The 19,914-nt window shown below is 38.6% G+C and carries 17 protein-coding genes and 1 pseudogene; 4 read left to right on the top strand and 14 right to left on the bottom strand.

The features are described from left to right. Positions 1–24: 24 nt before the first annotated feature. The 3 genes and pseudogenes from ACU5DF_RS06215 to ACU5DF_RS06205 all read right to left on the bottom strand — a co-directional run bounded on the left by ACU5DF_RS06215 (position 25) and on the right by ACU5DF_RS06205 (position 4,503). Positions 25–1,543, bottom strand: a pseudogene (locus ACU5DF_RS06215) (DUF2264 domain-containing protein). A gap of 72 nt (positions 1,544–1,615) precedes the next feature. After that, entirely contained in the window at positions 1,616–3,229 is a 1,614-nt protein-coding gene (locus ACU5DF_RS06210) for a sulfatase family protein (RefSeq protein ID WP_446712206.1), read from the bottom strand. A gap of 41 nt (positions 3,230–3,270) precedes the next feature. Beyond that, positions 3,271–4,503, bottom strand: a complete 1,233-nt coding sequence (locus ACU5DF_RS06205) for an anaerobic sulfatase maturase (protein WP_446712205.1) — start codon at positions 4,501–4,503, stop codon at positions 3,271–3,273. Between the two features lie 228 nt (positions 4,504–4,731). Between ACU5DF_RS06205 and ACU5DF_RS06200 the strand changes: the two genes are divergently transcribed. The 4 genes from ACU5DF_RS06200 (at position 4,732) to ACU5DF_RS06185 (ending at position 9,570) form a co-directional block, all read left to right on the top strand. Beyond that, on the top strand, positions 4,732–7,140 hold the full coding sequence (locus tag ACU5DF_RS06200) for a polysaccharide lyase 8 family protein (RefSeq protein WP_446712204.1): 2,409 nt from the start codon (positions 4,732–4,734) through the stop codon (positions 7,138–7,140). A gap of 154 nt (positions 7,141–7,294) precedes the next feature. Beyond that, positions 7,295–8,125, top strand: coding sequence for an FTR1 family iron permease (locus ACU5DF_RS06195; RefSeq protein WP_446712203.1), 831 nt, complete (start codon positions 7,295–7,297; stop codon positions 8,123–8,125). 95 nt (positions 8,126–8,220) lie between these two features. Further along, positions 8,221–8,727 (top strand): helix-turn-helix domain-containing protein, encoded by a 507-nt coding sequence (locus ACU5DF_RS06190; protein WP_446711479.1) that lies wholly within the window; start codon positions 8,221–8,223, stop codon positions 8,725–8,727. 132 nt (positions 8,728–8,859) lie between these two features. Further along, on the top strand, positions 8,860–9,570 hold the full coding sequence (locus tag ACU5DF_RS06185; protein WP_446712202.1) for an IS3 family transposase: 711 nt from the start codon (positions 8,860–8,862) through the stop codon (positions 9,568–9,570). A gap of 73 nt (positions 9,571–9,643) precedes the next feature. Here the strand turns inward: ACU5DF_RS06185 and ACU5DF_RS06180 are convergent, their stop codons facing one another. The 11 genes from ACU5DF_RS06180 to agaR form a co-directional block, all read right to left on the bottom strand. After that, positions 9,644–10,693, bottom strand: a complete 1,050-nt coding sequence (locus ACU5DF_RS06180; protein WP_446712201.1) for a glycoside hydrolase family 88/105 protein — start codon at positions 10,691–10,693, stop codon at positions 9,644–9,646. Positions 10,694–10,716: 23 nt separating this feature from the next. Next, positions 10,717–11,472: a 2-dehydro-3-deoxy-D-gluconate 5-dehydrogenase KduD gene (gene kduD, locus ACU5DF_RS06175; RefSeq protein WP_060993208.1), complete on the bottom strand. Its 756-nt coding sequence runs from the start codon at positions 11,470–11,472 to the stop codon at positions 10,717–10,719. A gap of 69 nt (positions 11,473–11,541) precedes the next feature. After that, positions 11,542–12,372, bottom strand: coding sequence for a 5-dehydro-4-deoxy-D-glucuronate isomerase (gene kduI / locus ACU5DF_RS06170; RefSeq protein WP_446712200.1), 831 nt, complete (start codon positions 12,370–12,372; stop codon positions 11,542–11,544). A 52-nt stretch (positions 12,373–12,424) separates the two neighbouring features. After that, positions 12,425–13,567, bottom strand: a complete 1,143-nt coding sequence (gene nagA, locus ACU5DF_RS06165; protein WP_446712199.1) for an N-acetylglucosamine-6-phosphate deacetylase — start codon at positions 13,565–13,567, stop codon at positions 12,425–12,427. A gap of 1 nt (position 13,568) precedes the next feature. Then, positions 13,569–14,006 carry a PTS galactosamine/N-acetylgalactosamine transporter subunit IIA gene (agaF, locus tag ACU5DF_RS06160; protein WP_060993205.1) on the bottom strand — a complete coding sequence of 146 codons (438 nt, stop codon included), beginning with the start codon at positions 14,004–14,006 and terminating at the stop codon, positions 13,569–13,571. 89 nt (positions 14,007–14,095) lie between these two features. Continuing rightward, positions 14,096–15,004, bottom strand: coding sequence for a PTS system mannose/fructose/sorbose family transporter subunit IID (locus ACU5DF_RS06155; RefSeq protein ID WP_060993204.1), 909 nt, complete (start codon positions 15,002–15,004; stop codon positions 14,096–14,098). Further along, positions 14,994–15,758, bottom strand: a complete 765-nt coding sequence (gene agaW / locus ACU5DF_RS06150; RefSeq protein ID WP_061012466.1) for a PTS N-acetylgalactosamine transporter subunit IIC — start codon at positions 15,756–15,758, stop codon at positions 14,994–14,996. The genes ACU5DF_RS06155 and agaW overlap by 11 nt, the downstream gene beginning before the upstream one ends. A 10-nt stretch (positions 15,759–15,768) precedes the next feature. Then, the gene (agaV, locus tag ACU5DF_RS06145; RefSeq protein WP_446712198.1) at positions 15,769–16,269 is read right to left on the bottom strand and encodes a PTS N-acetylgalactosamine transporter subunit IIB; all 501 of its coding nucleotides are present in this window, start codon (positions 16,267–16,269) and stop codon (positions 15,769–15,771) included. 14 nt (positions 16,270–16,283) lie between these two features. Then, positions 16,284–17,453, bottom strand: coding sequence for an SIS domain-containing protein (locus ACU5DF_RS06140; protein ID WP_446712197.1), 1,170 nt, complete (start codon positions 17,451–17,453; stop codon positions 16,284–16,286). Next, entirely contained in the window at positions 17,450–18,751 is a 1,302-nt protein-coding gene (kbaZ, locus tag ACU5DF_RS06135) for a tagatose-bisphosphate aldolase subunit KbaZ (protein ID WP_446712196.1), read from the bottom strand. Before kbaZ ends, ACU5DF_RS06140 begins: the two co-directional genes overlap by 4 nt. A gap of 47 nt (positions 18,752–18,798) precedes the next feature. Next, on the bottom strand, positions 18,799–19,575 hold the full coding sequence (gene agaR / locus ACU5DF_RS06130; protein ID WP_060993199.1) for a transcriptional repressor AgaR: 777 nt from the start codon (positions 19,573–19,575) through the stop codon (positions 18,799–18,801). Between the last annotated feature and the right edge of the window lie 339 nt (positions 19,576–19,914).

Here is a 19,914-nt window from a genome sequence, read left to right as displayed (position 1 = left end):
AACGTAATTATGAACTTCTAAATATTAAAAGAATGATTCCATTTTTGATGAATAGCAAGTGACCCCTTTTCTTAATAAATTATTCTTGGGTCTATCTGCTCGCCCCGTTACCTTTTCTTTTAATTCACGCCATACAGATTGTGTTAACAGACGACGACTTAATGGGGACTGTTCCGCAATATACTCATTTTTAAATATGGCTATCACCTCTTGAGTTTCGTATATGCCAAGTACCTTCATATTAATTGCAGGAATATCGAATTCAAAGCCTCCCTGTTCTATTTCTAATGGCGCCTCTTCTGCCTCCCAAAGGTTGATTTTATCTCCACAGAAGAGTGCTACATTGAGGGCTCTCAATGACCATAAACTGCTGGCAGGTCCACTGTAGTTATCTACCAAACGGACATCTTCATCAAACATCCCTTGTGTGGGTAATCCTGCTTTTAGAGATCCATGACTAATAAAATATTTAAGATTACAGTGGAAAGCTCTTTTGGCTTCTCCAACAGAAATGTTATTACTTCGTAAATCGACAGCAGCTAATAATGGTGCAGCAGCAGCTAAGCGATAACATGCACTCCTCCCAAAAAACGGTAAGCCTTTCTCTGTAAAGAAATATCGATAATTGCCGACAAAATCAGACAATACATTTTTTATAAAATCAGAATCAAAATCAGGATTAATCTGGGTGAACCAATATAAACTATAATGAAAAGCCCACGCATTGTAATAATCGTAATTACCCTTAGCCCCATCACGAAACCAACCATCGCCGACATAAAACTCTTTTATTCTTTCGTATTTATCATATTGAATAACATCTTCACCGTTCAATGCTTTCAATACGACTTGCACCGTAAGTACAAATAAATGCCAATTATTATCAACCGTTTCACAATGATTAACTTGTTTAAACCACGTCACTATTTGTAGTTTTTTCACTTATTGAGAAACTGTCCCACCCCCATTCTTTACTCAACCATAATGCTAAAGCTAAATCTGCACTCTCGCAGACTCTCTGATCACAATGATGAAGAGTGCCCCAATATCCTTTATGTTGCGGATTGGTTCCTGCCAAGAAAGCCTTACGGAGGACCTCTGGAACTAAAATTGGCTGCTGATTTAAACCTGTAATTATTGTATTAGATTTTCCATTGGCATGTAGCCACGCAGCTAATGTAGGCAAAGTTCGACTTGTTCCCTCCATTGCATCTGTTCTTGCTGTTTGCTGGCTTGGTCTTCCCGGATAATAAGCATTGCTATAATCCCATACAGAGTAATGTACAAACGCCTCTGAAATATAACTAACAATGAAATCACATTGTTGTTTTAAAACTGTATTTTCATCTGAAAGAAGGTTTTTTATATATTCATCATGTTGCGTATATGCAAGCTTTTTATTTTTGTATCTAATGATATTTTCTTTAATCGATATTACATACATCATTAAATTTGGGTGTTCATAAGCAATGGTTGGCCGAGCAGTTTCTCTTATCTGTTTTGGTTGATATAAAAGCGTTTGATTTTCGACTTTTTGCTTCATTTTTTATACTCCTCTCAAAAACGAAAAAAGCCACAAAACACAGAGGTTATGTGGCTTAAACAAAGTGCTGATTTACTCTTTGGCAGATTCAGTTAAAACTTGATAACGATCTTGACCCCACGCGACTGGTTTTGGTTTATCTTTAATCCAGTTATAAAAGGCGTTTTTCATCTCTTTTACTTTCTCTGGGTATTTTTTAGCTAAATCAATCGACTCAGACGGATCTTCTTTATCATTGAATAACTTCACTTTATTTGAACCATCATCATAGAAATATAAAGCCCAATCTTGATCACGAATAGCCCATGATCCTTTAGACAGTTTTTCTAAATTTGGATTCTCAGGAATTGTGTTGGTTTCGTAAGTGAGCCATTTCCAATAGCCGTACCAGAACGCATCATTTTCTTCACTGTAATGTTTCGCTCCAGGACCTGCCCAATATAAGTATTGATGAGGTGATGTTTCTGCCTTCCCCTCCAAAACAGGCATAATGTTTTTACCATCAACCTGCATATCTTTCGGAATATCAATGCCTGCAGCAGCTAGCGCTGTTGGTAGGATATCGAGTGCAGAAATTAATGAATCGCTTTCACCGCCCGCAGGTATATGTTTTGGCCAATAAGCAACGAATGGAACTCTTACCCCACCATTATACATTTGTCCTTTAAAGCCTTTATCCATCCCGTTCATTGGCATTGGTGACTCATGTACTGCACCGTTATCAGACAAGAAAAAGATGATGGTGTTATCTAACTCCCCTTTCTTCTCTAAGTTATCCATGATAATACCAAGGCTTTCATCCGCCGCATTAATAGCCGCAAAATACTTATCTGCCTCGACATTACCTGTATTAAATCTATCCATGTATTTCGCCGGAGATGCTTCTTCTAACGGAATATGAGGCACGCTAAATGCAAGATTAACAAAGAAAGGTTTATCGCCACTTTCATCGATGAACTTCAACGCTTGATCAGTTAAGTTATGCGTTAAATAACCCGGAGCGGAGATGTTTTTTCCATTCTGCCAAATTGCAGGAGAATCCCATAAAGCGGCACCAGATGCATAAAAACTATAAGAATAATCAAAACCACGATCTTCTGGTCCATAGCCTTTTGGTGTTACTGTTATTTGATTATCATGGTAATCACGGGTGCGTTTATCTTCATCAACTAAATTCTTCCCAGCAATTTTAGCATTATGCCATTTACCTATAGTCGCAGTTCGGTAACCATTTTCTTGGAAAAGAGCAGGTAATAGTTTGATATCAAGCGGGATGCCCAATTTAGCATCATCATTACTATACGTACCAAAACTGGTTGGGTGACGGCCTGTAAAAATACCCGCACGTGATGGGCCACATACAGGATGAGCCACAAACGCATTGGTCATTTTTATGCCATTCGCCGCCAGTTTTTCAACATTTGGCATCGCTCGTTGTGCGGCATCGATCATCTTATCCAAATCGCCCTGATAACGAACAGGTACAGAGCGTTTAGCTAACTCAGTTTTATCTAAACTGTCTAGGGCAAAATTAAGTTGGCCCGTACCTAAATCATCCATAACGACAAGTAACACGTTAGGTTGATCAGGATTGTGATTTGCAGCATAAGAAAGCGAAGGTGCAGCTACACAGGCAGCAGCGACTAGGCTTGCAATTACTGTCTTCTTCGATGAGGACAGGTTCATTTTTCACTCCTTGTTATTATTTTTAAATTTATATTGTTGCATTAGATCCGTAGGGTATTTTTGATAAGAGATACCGCGTCAATCGCAGTCCCTCCCTGTTGAATGGCTTGCGACATTAAATGCATGGCAGGTGCGGTTTGCGTAAAAATTTGCTGATAGGATTCACAAAGGTAATTGTGTTTATGCTTTTCTCCATCAAGAGAAACAAGTCGATGTTTAGGGCAGCCTCCATGACATAAACGATGCACATCGCATGTCTCACATTGACTCGTTAATTTAAGAGATTTTGCGGTGCCAAACCTTTTTTGTTGTTTGCTTGTCGCCATTTGAGCCAATGTCGTCTGCTCAATATTTCCTAATTTATTTACGGGATAAACATAGTGATCGCAAGAATAAACATCCCCATTAGCTTCAATTACCATCGCTTGTCCGCACTCTTTTGATTGAACACAAGTCGATGCTGGGTATCCCATCCAACTGCCTAAAATACTGTCAAACATGCGAATAAAAATGTGGCCTACATCTTCTTTAAACCATTCATTAAATACTGACATCATGAACTTACCATAACCATGAGAAGGCACAGAGAAGTGCGCTAACTCTGCATTTTTCTGTGGAGAATAATGCCCACTGGTTGGCTCTTGGCAATTCGCATTAACTTCAACAATTGGGATAAATTGCATATGAGTTGAACCGAGATCTTTTAATGCTAGATACGTTTCTTTACCACGTTGCCAATTTTGATCGTTAATCACCGTTAATGTATTAAATTCAACCTTATACTCTTTTAATAATTCAAGTGCTCGCTTCACCCGCTCAAACGTAGGCTTACCATTAACTGAAATACGATATTTATCATGAACCTCAGCAATCCCATCAATAGAAACACCAAGTAAAAAATCATGTTGAGAAAAGAACTCAGCCCATTGACGGTTAATAGCTACAGCATTGGTTTGAAAGCTATTAGTAATCGTTTTACCTTCAGCATACTGCTGCTGATATATCACCGCATTTCGATAAAAATCTAAGCCTGCTAATGTTGGCTCACCACCCTGCCAAGAGAAATCGACCTCTTGTCCCTGATGTGAGCGAATATAATCACGTACATAACGTTTGAGCATTCCATTCGACATATTTTCACTTGGCTCAGATCTCGTCTTGTTCACTACGCCATCTTTTTCTAAATAGAAGCAGTAATCGCATTTCAAGTTGCAATGAAAACTGGTTGGTTTTGCCATCATATGGAAAGCAGCAGATTGAGCATTAGAAGCCATAACGATCCCTATCGAAAGAATTTGAAAGCAAGACAACAATACACGAAAGTAAATTAAGATTTAAAGATCGACATCACAAACAAACGAAAGAAAACAAAAATAAATAATTTGCGATATTGATCGATAAATAACCAATTTATTTTCATTACCATATAAACGAAACTCATCGAAAGTAAATTTTTTAATTATAAATTTCACAAATTCATAAATATTTAAAGGGAATGGATTATGTATAACGCAAGAAAACATCGTTTAAATACTATTGCTCTCTCTATGTTATTTCTATTTACAGGAGGCACTTATGCTGCAAAAAATGCTGAGTCACCACAATATTTACCGAGTGATTTTGAACAAGTAAGAAGCAATTGGGCAGAAAACTATTTAGGAGATCCCACAACCACATTTGATCAAGCACTAAAAAATATGGTGACCAGCACCAACACTTCAGCTCAAAATAACTGGGATAGCATGACACCACAACCAAACTCTTCTGGAATTTGGGATGATTTACCATTAATAGATAAAGATAAAACGCTCGGCCCTAATATACGCAGCTCTTATCAACGTTTATTTACCATGGCAAAAGCCTATCGTTTGCGTAATGGCAATTTAGAAAATAATCAATTAATGCTAAACGACATCATGACTGCCATGAACTACATAAATCAAAACTTTTACTTTGTTAATCAATTAGAATATGGAAATTGGTGGCAATGGGAGTTGGCAATTCCAAAAGATATTCATAACATTTTAGTACTACTTTTTGATGATATTAAAGACAATTACCAAACCATTATAACCAATCACCTTAATGCCACTCGCTATTTCACACCAGACCCAACCCACTTAGGAGTCAGTCCTGGTGCAGCTGAATCGACGAATCCTAACTATCGAGAATCAACTGGCGGTAACCGAACCGACAACGCTCAAGTTGTACTTATTCGTGGCATGCTTGAAAACAATAGTGAAGAAATCAGCCAAGCAATTGCGGCTCTGCCAGCGGTTATTGAATATGTTAGCGAAGGGGATGGCTATTACACTGACGGGTCATTCTTGCAGCACTCTGATATTGCTTATAACGGCACATATGGCAATGTATTACTTGGTGGTTTAGGCATTCAAATGAACGCAGTCGCAGGCTCACCTTGGAGTATGGATAGCCAAACCATTAGCGCCGTTTACAATATCATTAACCAATCGTATGAACCTTTACTGTATAAAGGAGCAATGATGGATATGGTTAATGGTCGCTCTATTTCTCGAAGTGCAGAACAAAATCATGATGTTGGATTAAATATTGTCAACTCTATGTTGTTCTATACCAATGGACCAGATAGCGATAAGAATAAACAGCTGTCATCACTGATCAAAACCCAAATAACCGATGATACTTACCAAAACTTTTTTGATAAAATTTATTATGTATCCACGTACCAAGCAGCTCAGCATATTGTTAATGACCCAACGGTTTCACTTAAAGACCCTTTGATTGGTAACTTCAACTACCCTTCAATGGATCGTGTTGTGCACCGTAGAAATGATTGGGCTTTCGCTTTAGCTATGCATTCATATCGTATTGGTAACTACGAATGTATGAATGGTGAAAACCTTAAAGGCTGGTTCACTGGCGATGGCATGACCTATTTATATAACGATCAGCTTGATCATTACACAGGATATTGGCCAACCGTAAATTCATCTCGCATACCAGGAACTACCGTTGATAATCAACCAATGACCGATTGTAGTGGTGAGCGAGGAGGGACGAATTTAAATACAAATATGCAATGGGTTGGCAGTACATCACTAAACAATTATGGTATTGCTGGTATGCAATTTTATAACTGGAGTGACACACTAAGTGCCTATAAATCTTGGTTTATGTTTGATAATGAAGTCGTCATGCTTGGTTCTAACATTAAAGACCAAAGTAATGGAAATAACATAACTACGATTGAAAATAGAAAGCGCTTAGCAGATACGCAATTATTTATTGATGGTATAGAGCAAACAGTACTGCCATATCAAGGAACACCAACCACTTTTAGTATTCGTAATGACACACTCGCTAACAGTGATTTAAGCTATGTTATGTTAACGCCTAAAACCATATCAATAAGCCAAAATAATGTAGATGGTAATTGGAGCGATATTGGCAATAGCAAAGGTGATGTTTCAGACTCGTACTTACAAGCAACATTAACTCAAGTAGATCAAGCTGATTATCAATATGCTCTACTTCCTAATCAAAACAATGATGCTGTACAAAACTACGCTCAACATCCTGATGTCACCATTCTACGTCAAGATGAACAAGCACACGCGGTACAAGAAAACACCTTAAATATCATTGCTGCAAATAATTGGAAAAATAGTCCCGTTGATATCACCGATACTATTATGCTTAACTCGATGATGGGCTTTATGATTAAAGAAGAAAGTTCAAATACGTTCACTGTTGCAGTTAGTGAACCAATTCAAACTATCGATAGCGTAAACTTTACCTTTGATAAACAAGACATTGTAATTAAAGACGATATTGAAAACCGTGTGGTACTAAATGGCACAACGATTACCATTAATACCTCTGGTTTACAGGGACAGTCTTATTCTTTCCAACTAACGACTCAAGATTAAACTACCAACAAGGCCGCAGGAACTGTCTCTTGTGGTCTTTCTCTTATCTCTCTACTTCTTCTCTATTTTATCAATATAAGTTCCCACAAATGCAAATGGAATTGATAATGATTTGCATTATTATGATTTTACTCGATGAAATAGGATGTTTTTTATGTTTTCCAGTATGACGATTGTATTTAGAGAAGGCTTAGAAATGGCCATTATTGTTTCTTTGCTTTTAGCCGCGACAAAAGATATACCCAACAGATCAAGATGGATTTTAGGAGGTACAGGAATTGGAATCTTTATCTCTTTATTGTTAGCCATTCTAGCGTTAAACAACTCAACTATTACAGCATTAATTGAAGGGAAAATGACCGGAGGGGTTATTCTTGCATTATCTAGTATTTTAATTGGCTATACGGTTATTTGGATGAAATCAAACGGAATGAAAGCTTCTCAAGATATCAAAGCTTCAGTAAATGATATCAAAGAAAACAATAAACCTTTATTTTCATTAAGTTTAGTTGCTTTCTTTTGTGTGTTCCGTGAAGGTATTGAAGTTGTATTATTTCTTTTAGGTTTAACCAGCGATAGCGTAACCACTGGGGTTTCAATATTAAGTGGAAGCTTAGTTGGAGCTGTTGGTGCGATTGCTTCAGGCATTGCAATGTACTTTGGCTTTATCAAAATCAATCTTGGTAAAGTATTCAATTTCTTTGCCGTATTGATGTCATTTTTAGCAGCAGGTATGGCTATAAATGCGGTAAGTAAGTTTACTTCTGCTGGGCTCATTAACCCAATAATCAATCCATTATGGAATAGCACAGCCTTACTTGATCACCATTCAAATTGGTTTGGCCTATTTATTCACGTGATGTTTGGATACACAGAAAAACCAAGTCTAGCGCAACTTATCGCATACATAGCTACATTAAGTATTCTTTTTGTATTAACGAAAAATCAAACAAAGAAATTAATAAAAACAAAAACAGCAGCTTAGTGATTCAGTAAAATAACACAGGATCAATAAATAAAAAAGCCGATCGATGAACTGACCCCCAATAATTGGACAACCAATTACTGAGGGTCTTTTTTATGTCCAAATATAGTCGTGAGCTAAAACTAATTATTGCTAAGCAGTGCTTAGTTAGTCGTACATCAATTCAATTATCTAAAGAATATTCGATATCTGCTCGTCAGATACGATATTGGACTCAAGTATTTTCTATCCATGGTAAAAACTCATTTTTACCAACTACACATGCCGATAATGCCAAAACAAAATTACAAGCATTGAAATTAATGTGGACTAACAGTTGGTCTCTCACTCACACTAGTGCAGTATTAAACTTATCCTCCCCTGGCACGCTATCAGTCTGGCTTAAAACATATAATGAAGCGGGGTTTAAGGGACTCAAGAATAGTAATATAGGAAGGCCTTCAATGAAATTATTATCCAATACTACACAAAAATCAGATGACGAAATGACCATTGAAGAGCTAAGAGAAGAGTTAAGTTATTTACGAACAGAGAATGCTGTTCTAAAAAAGTTCGAAGAGCTGAAACAGAAAAAACGCCAACAAACAAAGAAAAAGCGTTAATTGTTTTAGCTCTCAAAGCTAATTACCCTTTAAAATATTTACTTCGTATCACCAGTTTGGCAAAAAGTGTCTTCTATTATCAGGCTCAAATAAGTAGAAGGCCTGATACTTATGAGCATGAGTTAGAGATGATTGGAGTCTATCTACCATGAACATAAAGGACGTTATGGCTATCGACGGATCCATTTAGCTATGCGAAGAAAAGGTGTAGAGCTGAATCATAAAACAGTACAAAGGCTGATGGCGCAACTAAACCTAAAATCTATAGTAAGACCCAAAAAATATCGTTCTTATCGAGGAGAGGTGGGTAAATCAGTCCCAAATGTACTTGAAAGGGATTTTAGTGCTACGAAACCAGATGAGAAATGGGTAACCGATGTAACAGAATTTAAAGTTAACGGACAAAAAGTTTACCTATCGCCAGTGGTTGATTTATTCAATCAAGAAGTTATCGCTTATAAAGTGACAAAGAATGCACGTTTACCGCTAGTCACGGATATGCTTAAAGAAGCAATAGGCAAACTAAGTAAGGGCTCGAAGCCAATTTTACACAGTGATCAAGGTTGGCAATATCGACATAAGACTTATCAACAGGAACTTGTAAAGCATAGGCTTCAACAAAGTATGTCTAGAAAAGGAAACTGCTTAGATAATGCAGTAGCTGAAAATTTCTTTGGTTTACTTAAAACTGAAATGTATCATGGATACATCTTCAAGGATGCAGATGAGTTAATAGAAAAGATCGAAGAATATATCGAGTATTACAATACGAAGCGGATTAAGGTAAAACTAAAAGGCCTGACTCCGATAGAATATCGAAACCAGGCCTTACAAGCCGCTTAACTAAAATGTCCAACTTAACGGGGTCACTTCACGATGATTGGCTTTTTTTATACTAATTAAGATGAAAATCCGTTTATTCAGCTAGCTTAGCAACTTCTGTAGCCGCTAACATAAATGCTCCCGCGCCATAATCGATGTTATGCTCAAACTTCACGTCACGTGGATTAAAGGCTGGTAACTGTACCCAACCAATCATACCGTTATCGTGAATGCATTCGAGTAACGCTGCCCACGCTTTTTCGATGACAGGTAAGTAGATTTCTTTATCTAACTCACCAGTATTAACCCCCCATGCTAAACCATAACAAAACAGAGCTGTTGCACTGCTTTCTGGGGCTGGGAAATTTTCTGGCGCTAATAAGCTAGTACGCCAAAAACCATCGTCTTGTTGGTATTTAATAACTTCAGTCGCTAAATGCGTAAATAGAGTAATGTACTCAGAACGATTCATATAATCTTCTGGCATATTCGCTAAAATACGAGGAACAGAAGCTAATACCCACCCTATACCACGACTCCAGAAAACTTTATTACCATTTTCTTCTCGTAATTCTTCGCCATTTCCCGTTGGAATATAACGATGATCACGATAATACAGCCCAGTTTCCGTATCTAATAAATGTTCTGCCGAATCCCAAAAAGCAGTATTCATGTAATCCAAATATTTTGGATCACCTGTTTGCTTTGATAGCGCAACAAAAGCTGGTGGCGCCATAAATAATGAATCACACCACCACCAATCTTTACGACCTAGCTCTGGTGAATCAACCATAATATCAAGCGCTTTGATTGTTGGTTCTAATGCTTCTGGTTGATTAAACTCTGGGTAAATATCAAGATATGCTTGGCAACAAACATGGTCATCAGCAAAGCGAGCATTAGGCCCAGTTCTAAACCCTGTATGTAAGGCATAATCTTTTACTCCATCTAAATACTCGGTATCACCTGTTGCTTTCCATGCAGCGGCGGCGCACGACCAAAATACTCCACGCTCCCAATCCGTGTCTTTGATAAAACGTGTTTTACCACTCCGTCTTATTACACTTCTTGTTTGGTTTTCAGCTTGGTAACGATAAACCCGCTTCATTGCCTGTAATACGTCTTGCTTTGTTCCTAATTTCATTTTACCGATCCTTCTGTATTGCATTAACGAGCTAACCAACCACCATCAACCGCAATTGTATAGCCATTAATGTAATCACTTGCTGATGATGACAAGAAAATTGCTGGTCCTTCAAGATCAGAAGGTAATCCCCAGCGATTTGCAGGGATACGCTCTAAAATAGCCGCATTTCGAGCCTCATCGGCACGGAGGGCTGTTGTGTTATCTGTTGCCATATAACCCGGAGCAATCGCATTAACATTGATATTATGTTCTGCAAGTTCAGTTGCTAGAGCACGAGTTAATCCCATAACCGCTGACTTACTTGCGGTATAAGAAGGAACACGGATCCCACCTTGATACGATAACATCGATGCAATATTGATGATCTTACCGCCATTTCCCTGTTTAACAAATTGCTTAGCCACTTTTTGAGAAAGGAAGAATAATGTCTTTTGATTAATATTAATAACGTCATCCCAATCTTTTTCAGAGAACTCAAGTAAGTCTTCTCGACGAATAATACCGGCATTATTAATTAAGATATCAACATGCCCCATCACCTCGACCGCTTCAGCAACGAGTTCTTCTAATCCTTCTTGCTCCATCAGATTTGCAGTAATGTAATAAAATTTACGACCTAATGCTTTCACTTGCTCTTCTGTCTCTGGTGCAGCTTGGTGACCGACACCTACAATATCTGCACCGGCTTTTGCTAACCCTAATGCCATTCCTTGACCAAGACCTGTATTACACCCCGTTACGATGGCAACTTTGCCAGTTAAATCAAAAAGTTTCATGTTTATCCCTATTCTTTTGAGAATATGTTGCCAATGAATACAAGCAACATAACAATGTAATTAAAACGACTATTTAATATCAGTCATTGCTACGTGGTCCATATCATGGAAAGTCTGATTTTCACCGACCATTCCCCAAATAAAGGTATATGACGAGGTTCCCACACCCGAGTGAATAGACCAACTAGGGCTAATTACTGCTTGCTCATTACGGATAACCATATGACGAGTTTCTTGTGGCTCTCCCATGTAATGAAAAACAATGTTGTCGTCTTTCATGTCAAAGTATAAGTACACTTCCATACGACGTTCATGAGTATGACAAGGCATGGTATTCCATAGACTACCTGGGGCTAATTCTGTCATTCCCATTAATAATTGGCAGGTTGGTAATACTGATGGATGTAGATACTTATAAATGGTTCGAACATTGCAGTTTTCTTGGTTACCCAATGTTTCAGGAGAAGCTTCTTCACGTGTAATTTTACGAGTTGGGTAAGCGTGGTGCGCTGGTGCACAATTAAGATAAAAACGAGCAGGATCTTTTGGATCAATACTTTCAAAATTGATCTCCTTTGCCCCCATACCCACGTACATTGCTTCACGTGCGGCAATCTCAAAGGTTTCACCATCGACAGTAACTCGACCAGCTTGACCTATATTGATGATCCCTAACTCACGGCGTTGCAAAAAGAAATCAACACCAATTTCTTTGCCACCTTCAAATTGAATCGTTTCTGATGTTGGTACAACACCACCGACAATAATACGGTCGATATGGCTGTAAGTAAGCGTAATGTGATTTTCTTGGAACATACCTTCAATAAGGAATTGCTCGCGTAAACCTGCAGTATCTAATTGTTTTGCATGGTCACTATGAATTGGTTGACGAATTTCCATTTTAAACCTCTAAACATTATCTTAATATTTTCATTTATATAAATGGCAAGAGTTAATAAACCCATTTGCCTTTCATCATTGTGTTTTGTACTTCAAAATCTTGATTAACGACGGTGAAACTTGCATCCATTCCTGAAGCGATACTTCCTAAACGTTGATCTATTTCTAAGTATTTAGCAGGAACTGAAGTTGCCATTTGCACAGCTTCCCATTCAGGAACTCCGCTTAATTGAATCATATTTCTCAAAGCTTGATCTAAACTGCACGTACTACCAGCAAGCGATCCACACTTTGTTCTTGCTTCACCATTAGTGACTGTGATGGTTTGAGCGCCAAGTTGATAGTCACCATCATCAAGGCCTCCTGCTCGCATACAATCAGTAATAAGCGCAATGTTTTGGTAGCCTTTCATTCGATAAGCAAGTTGCATCATGACTGGATGAACATGGATACCATCAGCAATAAGCTCCGCTAACATATCGTGATATAAAATCGCACCTGTACAACCTGGTTCTCGATGATGTAATCCACGCATGCCATTAAACAAATGCACTCCACAATCTGCTCCAAGTTGATGAGCTTGTGTGACTTGTTCGAACGTAGAATCAGTATGAGCAACCGACGTTTTGATGTTTTTACTCTGTAACCATTGAATGGCTTCCATCGCACCATCAGCTTCAGGAGCTATCGCCACACGTAATAACGAATGATCCGCGACTTGATAAAGCTCTTCTAATTCTTGAATTGTCGGCGATTTTAAATAAGCAGTTGGATGAGATCCTCGATGTGCTTCTGTAAAATAAGGGCCTTCTAAAAAACTACCTAATAATTCAGATCCACATTGCTGTGATTGTTCTAACCATGTTTTTATCGCATCAAGCGAATAAACAATGCTACTCCATGGCGCAGTAACTGTAGTCCCAACCCAAGCAACGACTCCTGTTTGAAGTAATGCGTCTGAAATCGTTTGTAATGCTTCCGGTGTTGCATCCATAACATCAGAGCCAGCTCGACCATGAATGTGAATATCAATAAAACCCGGCAGCAATGTTTTACCTTCTAACGATAGGATTTCACAATCAGTTGGCAGCGTGTCTGTGACCGCCTCTACTTTCCCATCATTGACGACTACATAATGGTTTTCTTTAATACCATCAGAGACAAACACCCTTTGTGGATATAAAGCATAACGCATATTACAGCCCATCTTCACATTCAGGTTCCGGCTCCATAAACAATTCAAGCTGTAATCGCATGTCTTGCATACATGAAGAACCAATTTCTAATAAAGTAACCACTAATTCTTTGACGGTTGTGTCGTCTCGCTCAAAAGCAGCATTAGCAATCATTGGTAAGTTCGCACCACCTATCAACTCAACGTTTTCTGTGTCCATTAAAATGGTTAAAGCACGATTCGCAGGAGAACCACCAGGGATATCAGTTAAAAAAAGTACCCCTTCACCAGAATCAACACGTTTTGCCGCTGCTCGCAGTGCTTGCTCTAACTCATCGGTCGACATAGATTCAACAAAGTCGACAAACTCCATTTGCTCTTGCTCACCAGCAATTGCTTTTACTGCCGACTCAACCCCCGTTGCAAAATTAATATGCCCTGAAACTACAATACCAATCATGATTTAATCCCTGTTACTAATGCGTTATATAATCTGTTGAAATTAAAGGGGGAAATCACTCCCCCTTATGCCGCTTTCACTTGTTTTTTTTATAAAATACCTAAGTAATGCCCAACAACACCTGCCGCCAACGTTGAGAATATTAATACTGGTGGTTTCGCCCAAAAACCGGTTCCTTTCACCATTTTCAACATGAAGAACACAAGAGCTAATGGCAAAATATTTGGCATGATTTTGTCAAATAACGCAGTTTGCAACTCAACCACTTTCCCTCCAAGTTCAAGCGAAAGCGTGGTTTGAACTTTAATAAAGGAAGCGGATAATGCCCCAATAACAAAGATACCCATGATATTAGCGGCTTTGGCCAATTTCTCAGTCGCATCGCTCATGTTAACCATGGCCGCGGTACCCGCTTTGTATCCCATAAACATCAAACCGAAATACACGAAGAAGTGCACAATTTGATATAGGAAGAAGAATACAAATGGACCAGCAATTGAGCCCTGCATTGCAATTGATGCACCTAATGCAAGAGTCAAAGGCATAAGTGTCATATGATCTATTGCATCACCGATCCCACCCGTTGGTCCCATACCTGCTACTTTCATTACGTTAACAGTGGATGGCTTTTCTTTGTTCTCTTCCATTGCAATGGCAGTACCAAGCAAGAAAGTAAACAGTTTTGGACTGGCATTAAAAAATTGAAGATGGTTTTTTGTTGCTGTTGCTAAATCACGCTTATTATTGCCATGTATTTTTTTCAATGCTGGGACAATTGAATAAGCAAAACCACCACCTTGCATTCGTTCAAAGTTAAAGTTGCCTTCCATGAACAAGCCACGAATGGCGCATTTCCATAAATCCTTTTTCGAAATAACTTTTCTAACTTCAGTATCTTGATATTCATCAATACCATCAACTAAGCTATTTGGATTCGCAACTTGCGTGCCTTGGTATTCATCAGCACCATCAATTAAAATTTCTGTTTTAGATACCATCTTCAAAATCCTCTGGCTCTTGATTTGAATTTCCATTTCCACTAAAGAAGTAATATAAGGCAGCAGCTGACGCACCTAAAATTGCCACGGCCATAATTGGTAGTTGTAAGTAAGTCGTCATTACAAACCCAATAAAGAACACCCCTGCCACTTCTTTTGACCACATAATTTTCAGTAACATTGCAAAACCAATTGCAGGAACCATCTTCGCGCCAATACCTAAGCCTTCTAATAATGTTTTTGGCGCGTTGGCATCAATCCAAGCGGCACCATGCTCGCCAAAGTAAACGGTAAGAAAGGCAACAAAAGCGTAGAGCATTGACCGCATCGTAATGGTTGAAAGTAAGAGAAAGTCTATGCCATTCGTGTTTGCTTCTTCAGCGTATTTGTCTGCTTTACCCATAGTGAATGAGGTCATAGCAAAGAAACCAATGATCAGCATTTGCATAAGTACTGCGATAGGCATACCAACACCCATTGCAACTTCTGGTGATTGACCAGTCATAACAGCAAACGCAACAGCAGCTATCGTCCCCATAGTTACATCTGGCGGCTGAGCTCCAGCATTAGGCACTAAGCCTAACCATGCTAATTCCAGGGTTGCACCTGCGATTAAGCCTATTTGCATATCGCCCATAATGAGGCCAACAACTGGCCCAGTGATAAGTGGTCTATGAATATTCAGTGCAACATCGTATTTATCGATACCACAAAAGAATGCCCACACTGCCACTAAACTTGCTTCAAATAACATAAATACCTACCTAGGCTGCTGTTTTTGCTAGTTCAAGAACGTTAATTGGTGTTTGGTCAGGTGTATTTTGAATGGTACATGTCACCCCTTTCTCCACCATTCTTTCAAACGCTAATATGTCGGTTTTATCAACTGAAACCGTTTTAGCTATTTGACGTTTTCCATCGTGATAATGCATGTTGCCAACATTACAATGTGTAATAGGAACCCCACCTTCGACTAAACGCGCCACGTCTGTTGGGTTATTACATAAGATGAAAATTTTCTGTTTCGGTGATGCTTTATGAATCACATCGATTGTTTTTTGGATTGAGAAGAAACGCACCGCATATTCTCCACCAGCAGATGCTTTCATTCCTGCTTGCATAAATGCAGCATTCGGTCCTTCAGCTGCATCATCATTAGCTACAAGAATCAAATTAGCTTCAGAATGTTTTCCCCAAGTAATTCGAATTTGGCCATGAAGTAGACGCTCATCGATACGTGTCCAAACGATTTGTGGTCCTGTCATAATAGTTCCCTGCTTTAATTTTTATTATTAAAAGTATGAATATTGACACCTTGAACAACCCGATTAACTTCACCTGTAGGGCACGGATTATCAGGGGTATTACCAAGTGCAACTGCGCGATGGAATGCGTAAGCTTGAGCAAACAACATATAAGGAAACAGCAGTTCAACATCTGAAGCCTTTTCCATCTCAGGTACACGAATAATGTTCTCATCAGCAACCACATCATTAAATTGAGCGGTGATCGCAATGACTTTTTTAGCGATATTGTCACGACGTAGTTCAGCTAATAAATCTAAATCGTATTGACGGGTGTAAGGGTCGTTTGAAATGAAAACAATAATCATGGTTTCATTATTAACGATAGATTTAGGGCCATGACGAAAGCCAAGAGGTGAATCGAAATAACCAACGACTTTACCTGCGGTAAGTTCTAATAATTTTAATGCAGACTCTTGAGCTAATCCTTTCAAACCACCGCTACCTAAATAAATAACCCTACTAAAATCATGGGAAGCAGTATCTCTGACATTGGAATTAATTTCTTTGATCAACTCCTCAGAACACTTACAAATGCTTTCGATTTCTTTCGATTTGTTGTTTTTGTGCGTTAAAGCAGAAAAACAAGCTAATGTCATTGACGAGAAACTAGAGGTCATCGCGAATGACTTATCGTTTGTTTCTTCAGGCATCAATAAAACAAGTGCATTTTTCTCATGCTGAAACTGAATAAACAACGCCCCTTCACCATTGCAGGTTAAGATCAGATGATAACAATTAGATAAACACTGGTTAGCCAGATTTGCAGCAGCTACGCTTTCGGGGCTATTACCTGAACGGGCAAAAGAAACCAATAATGTTGGAATATCCTCCGCTAATATTTCTGCGGGGTTCGACACAATATCAGTTGTTGAAATGTCTTCTACACGACACTTAAGTACACGAGATAATGTAGGAGCAATAGCTTGCCCTGCAAATGCTGAAGTGCCTGCTCCAGTTAATATAATTCGACGTTCAGTATGAGTATCCCACTCCTCCATAAACGCTGAGATCTCAACAATATTGTCTTGAATTATTGAGTTAGTTCTTCTCCAGCTCATTGGTTGTTGTGTTATTTCTTTTGCTGTCCAAAAGCCGGAAAGCTGTTCTAATTCTGATTCTGAGTAGCCAAGGTAATGGTTCATAATGCAATGCCTTCTTCTTTATTTTGTTTGCATGCCTTCGCATAACTACGAAGAGTTTGACGAATTTTGTCGAGTACTAATGCTTTCGGATCTGAACTTAATTGTCCTTCACGAACCGCATGAAATTGCGCAGATAAATGTTGGCTAAGTAAAGGAAGTGGGATACCACTACGAGATAAATTGTTAAACAACGTTGTTTGTGCTTGATTAATATTTTCATCTGGCCAGTAATAACGAATTCGGTCACTAAAGCTGTAGCTACGAGAGAAACGTTGTTGAGCTTCATTACCTTGATAATACGGTTGCCAATATTCTGGAGAGTCACACATTTCTTTTTCGATATGCTCACGCAGATCTGAACAATGTGCTTTAGGGATAAGTTGTTCTTCGATATCACATAAATTGTATAAGGCTTCGCGTAGAGCAAAAGTCAACGCTGGTCCTACTTTCAAAATAGCGAAATGATCTTTAACAAGAGATTGATAAGCTTTATCGGTTTGATAATCCGTTGAATGAGCTTCAAACACCATGTGATCAAAGTCATTCACAACTTTACTCAGTTCGGTTGCGTCTTCAGGGCGGTAATCAATCACGCCAGTGTGGTCAAACTCAACGCCAGGCTGCACAACTAACCCGACAACACGCTGCCAACATTCCGCAATGTCTACTCTTTCAAATGCAAATTGGTGTGCTTGGATCGTTTTTCGAGCAGCTTCCGGAGAAGTAACTTGGAGGGTATCTAACTCTTCTGCAGCGCCTCCAGGAACAGGAACTTCAGTGCCAATAACATAAACAAGATCACTATGGCCAAAACATGTATTTGCAGTTTTTTCTGCAATTTTAGCTAATCTTGCTGCACGTTCGGCAACAATTTCATCAGAGAGAGGCCTTGGATCATCAGAACAAGACATGCTGCAATCAAGATGGATTTTTTTGAATCCAGCAGCAACATAAGCTGCGATAAGATCGTCAGCATTTATCATGGCTTCTTTAGCCGTTAGTTTTTGCCAGCGATTAGGTCCAAGATGATCGCCACCCAAGATAAGTTTATCGACTGGAAAATGAAGTGATTGAGCTAGATCTAAAACGAAATCTCGAAAATCTGCTGGTTTCATACCTGTATAGCCACCAAATTGATCAACTTGATTAGAAGTTGCTTCAATTAATAGCAAGGAATCATCACTTAAAGCTTGAGAAAGCGCCGCTTCAATAACAAGCGGGTGTGCAGAACAAACAGAATAAATACCATTTTGTTCACCCGCTTTATGACGCTGTACAAGGTGTTGAAAGGTGTTCATTTACTAACTCCATACTGTATCTAAATGCAGCTATGGAGTTAGTTAGGTTATTTATCTTTCTCTACAATAATAACTTCAACTTTCATTTCACGAAGACCTTGTAAATATTCTTCGGGAATATCAGAATCCGTTACTAAGATATCAATATTTCCAAACTCTCTAATCATATGGCAGCTGCGCTTACCAAATTTGGTAGAATCCGCAACAGCAATGACTTGTTCTGAAATATCACACATAAGTCGATTTAAACTTGCTTCTTGTTCATTATGTGTGGTGATACCTGACCTCAAATCAAAACCATCAACCCCAAGAAAAACCTTATCAAAACGGTAATTCTTCAGGCTTGCCTCTGCTTGAGATCCAGAGAAAGAGAGAGCCTTCTTACGAAGAACTCCACCTGACATCAATACTTCTATACCAGAAGCTGATGCTAACTCCATAGCTACATCTAGACCATTAGTCATGACTACAGCTTGCTCTAACAACTTTAAGTTAGATGCAATTTCTCGCGTAGTCGTACCTGAATCCAGAATAACGGTGTCACCATTCTCTATCAGCTGCGCTGCTGCATACCCAATGGAGGATTTCGTTCCAATATTTTGATGGCGTTTTTCATGAACCGTAAGTTCTGCAATTACGCCAGTATTTGGAATCGCCGCCCCATGAGAACGAACAACATACCCATTCTTTTCTAAAAAGCTCAGATCACTGCGAATAGTGACACTAGAGACATCAAATCGTGCAGCAAGGTCCTCTACACGTGCTTTACCATCTTGGTTCACCACGTTTACGATTTCCATGCGCCTTTCGACAGCACTAATCATTTTTTCTCGTCTCCCTAAAATCAACGAAATTTCTTTCGTTTGATTTCGAATTAACCTTACACCTAAAAATTATTCCCACAATATGGAAGTATAAAACTTTTGATCTCTTTCACATTCTTTCGTTAATTTTCGATTTGTTTTTATCTTACGTTGATTTTCGTATTTCTTCATATATTACTCTTTGAAAGTAAAAACACCAAATAAAACGCATAGTTAATGCGACTTGTCTTTCATTTATTTTTATATCTATGGCAAAAGAAAATCACCTTTGATTAAAAATCCATCGCCACTCTCAATATTTGTGATCGCTAACACAGCAAGTTAACTTTCGATCACTTA

The organism is Aliivibrio wodanis (assembly GCF_052920805.1).
The sequence above is the reverse complement of the archived record's forward strand: the minus strand, read 5'-3'. Positions and strand labels throughout refer to the sequence as shown.

Coding starts and splice junctions, on each gene's coding strand:
- kduI (WP_446712200.1), bottom strand. CDS start 12,372: ATGGAAATTCGTCAACCAATTCATAGTGACCATGCAAAACAATTAGAT.
- agaV (WP_446712198.1), bottom strand. CDS start 16,269: ATGACAGGACCACAAATCGTTTGGACACGTATCGATGAGCGTCTACTT.
- ACU5DF_RS06180 (WP_446712201.1), bottom strand. CDS start 10,693: ATGAAATTAGGAACAAAGCAAGACGTATTACAGGCAATGAAGCGGGTT.
- agaF (WP_060993205.1), bottom strand. CDS start 14,006: ATGATTGGTATTGTAGTTTCAGGGCATATTAATTTTGCAACGGGGGTT.
- ACU5DF_RS06210 (WP_446712206.1), bottom strand. CDS start 3,229: ATGAACCTGTCCTCATCGAAGAAGACAGTAATTGCAAGCCTAGTCGCT.
- ACU5DF_RS06140 (WP_446712197.1), bottom strand. CDS start 17,453: ATGAACCATTACCTTGGCTACTCAGAATCAGAATTAGAACAGCTTTCC.
- nagA (WP_446712199.1), bottom strand. CDS start 13,567: ATGCGTTATGCTTTATATCCACAAAGGGTGTTTGTCTCTGATGGTATT.
- kbaZ (WP_446712196.1), bottom strand. CDS start 18,751: ATGAACACCTTTCAACACCTTGTACAGCGTCATAAAGCGGGTGAACAA.
- ACU5DF_RS06155 (WP_060993204.1), bottom strand. CDS start 15,004: ATGGTATCTAAAACAGAAATTTTAATTGATGGTGCTGATGAATACCAA.
- ACU5DF_RS06190 (WP_446711479.1), top strand. CDS start 8,221: ATGTCCAAATATAGTCGTGAGCTAAAACTAATTATTGCTAAGCAGTGC.
- agaW (WP_061012466.1), bottom strand. CDS start 15,758: ATGTTATTTGAAGCAAGTTTAGTGGCAGTGTGGGCATTCTTTTGTGGT.
- ACU5DF_RS06205 (WP_446712205.1), bottom strand. CDS start 4,503: ATGGCTTCTAATGCTCAATCTGCTGCTTTCCATATGATGGCAAAACCA.
- ACU5DF_RS06200 (WP_446712204.1), top strand. CDS start 4,732: ATGTATAACGCAAGAAAACATCGTTTAAATACTATTGCTCTCTCTATG.
- kduD (WP_060993208.1), bottom strand. CDS start 11,472: ATGAAACTTTTTGATTTAACTGGCAAAGTTGCCATCGTAACGGGGTGT.
- ACU5DF_RS06195 (WP_446712203.1), top strand. CDS start 7,295: ATGTTTTCCAGTATGACGATTGTATTTAGAGAAGGCTTAGAAATGGCC.
- agaR (WP_060993199.1), bottom strand. CDS start 19,575: ATGATTAGTGCTGTCGAAAGGCGCATGGAAATCGTAAACGTGGTGAAC.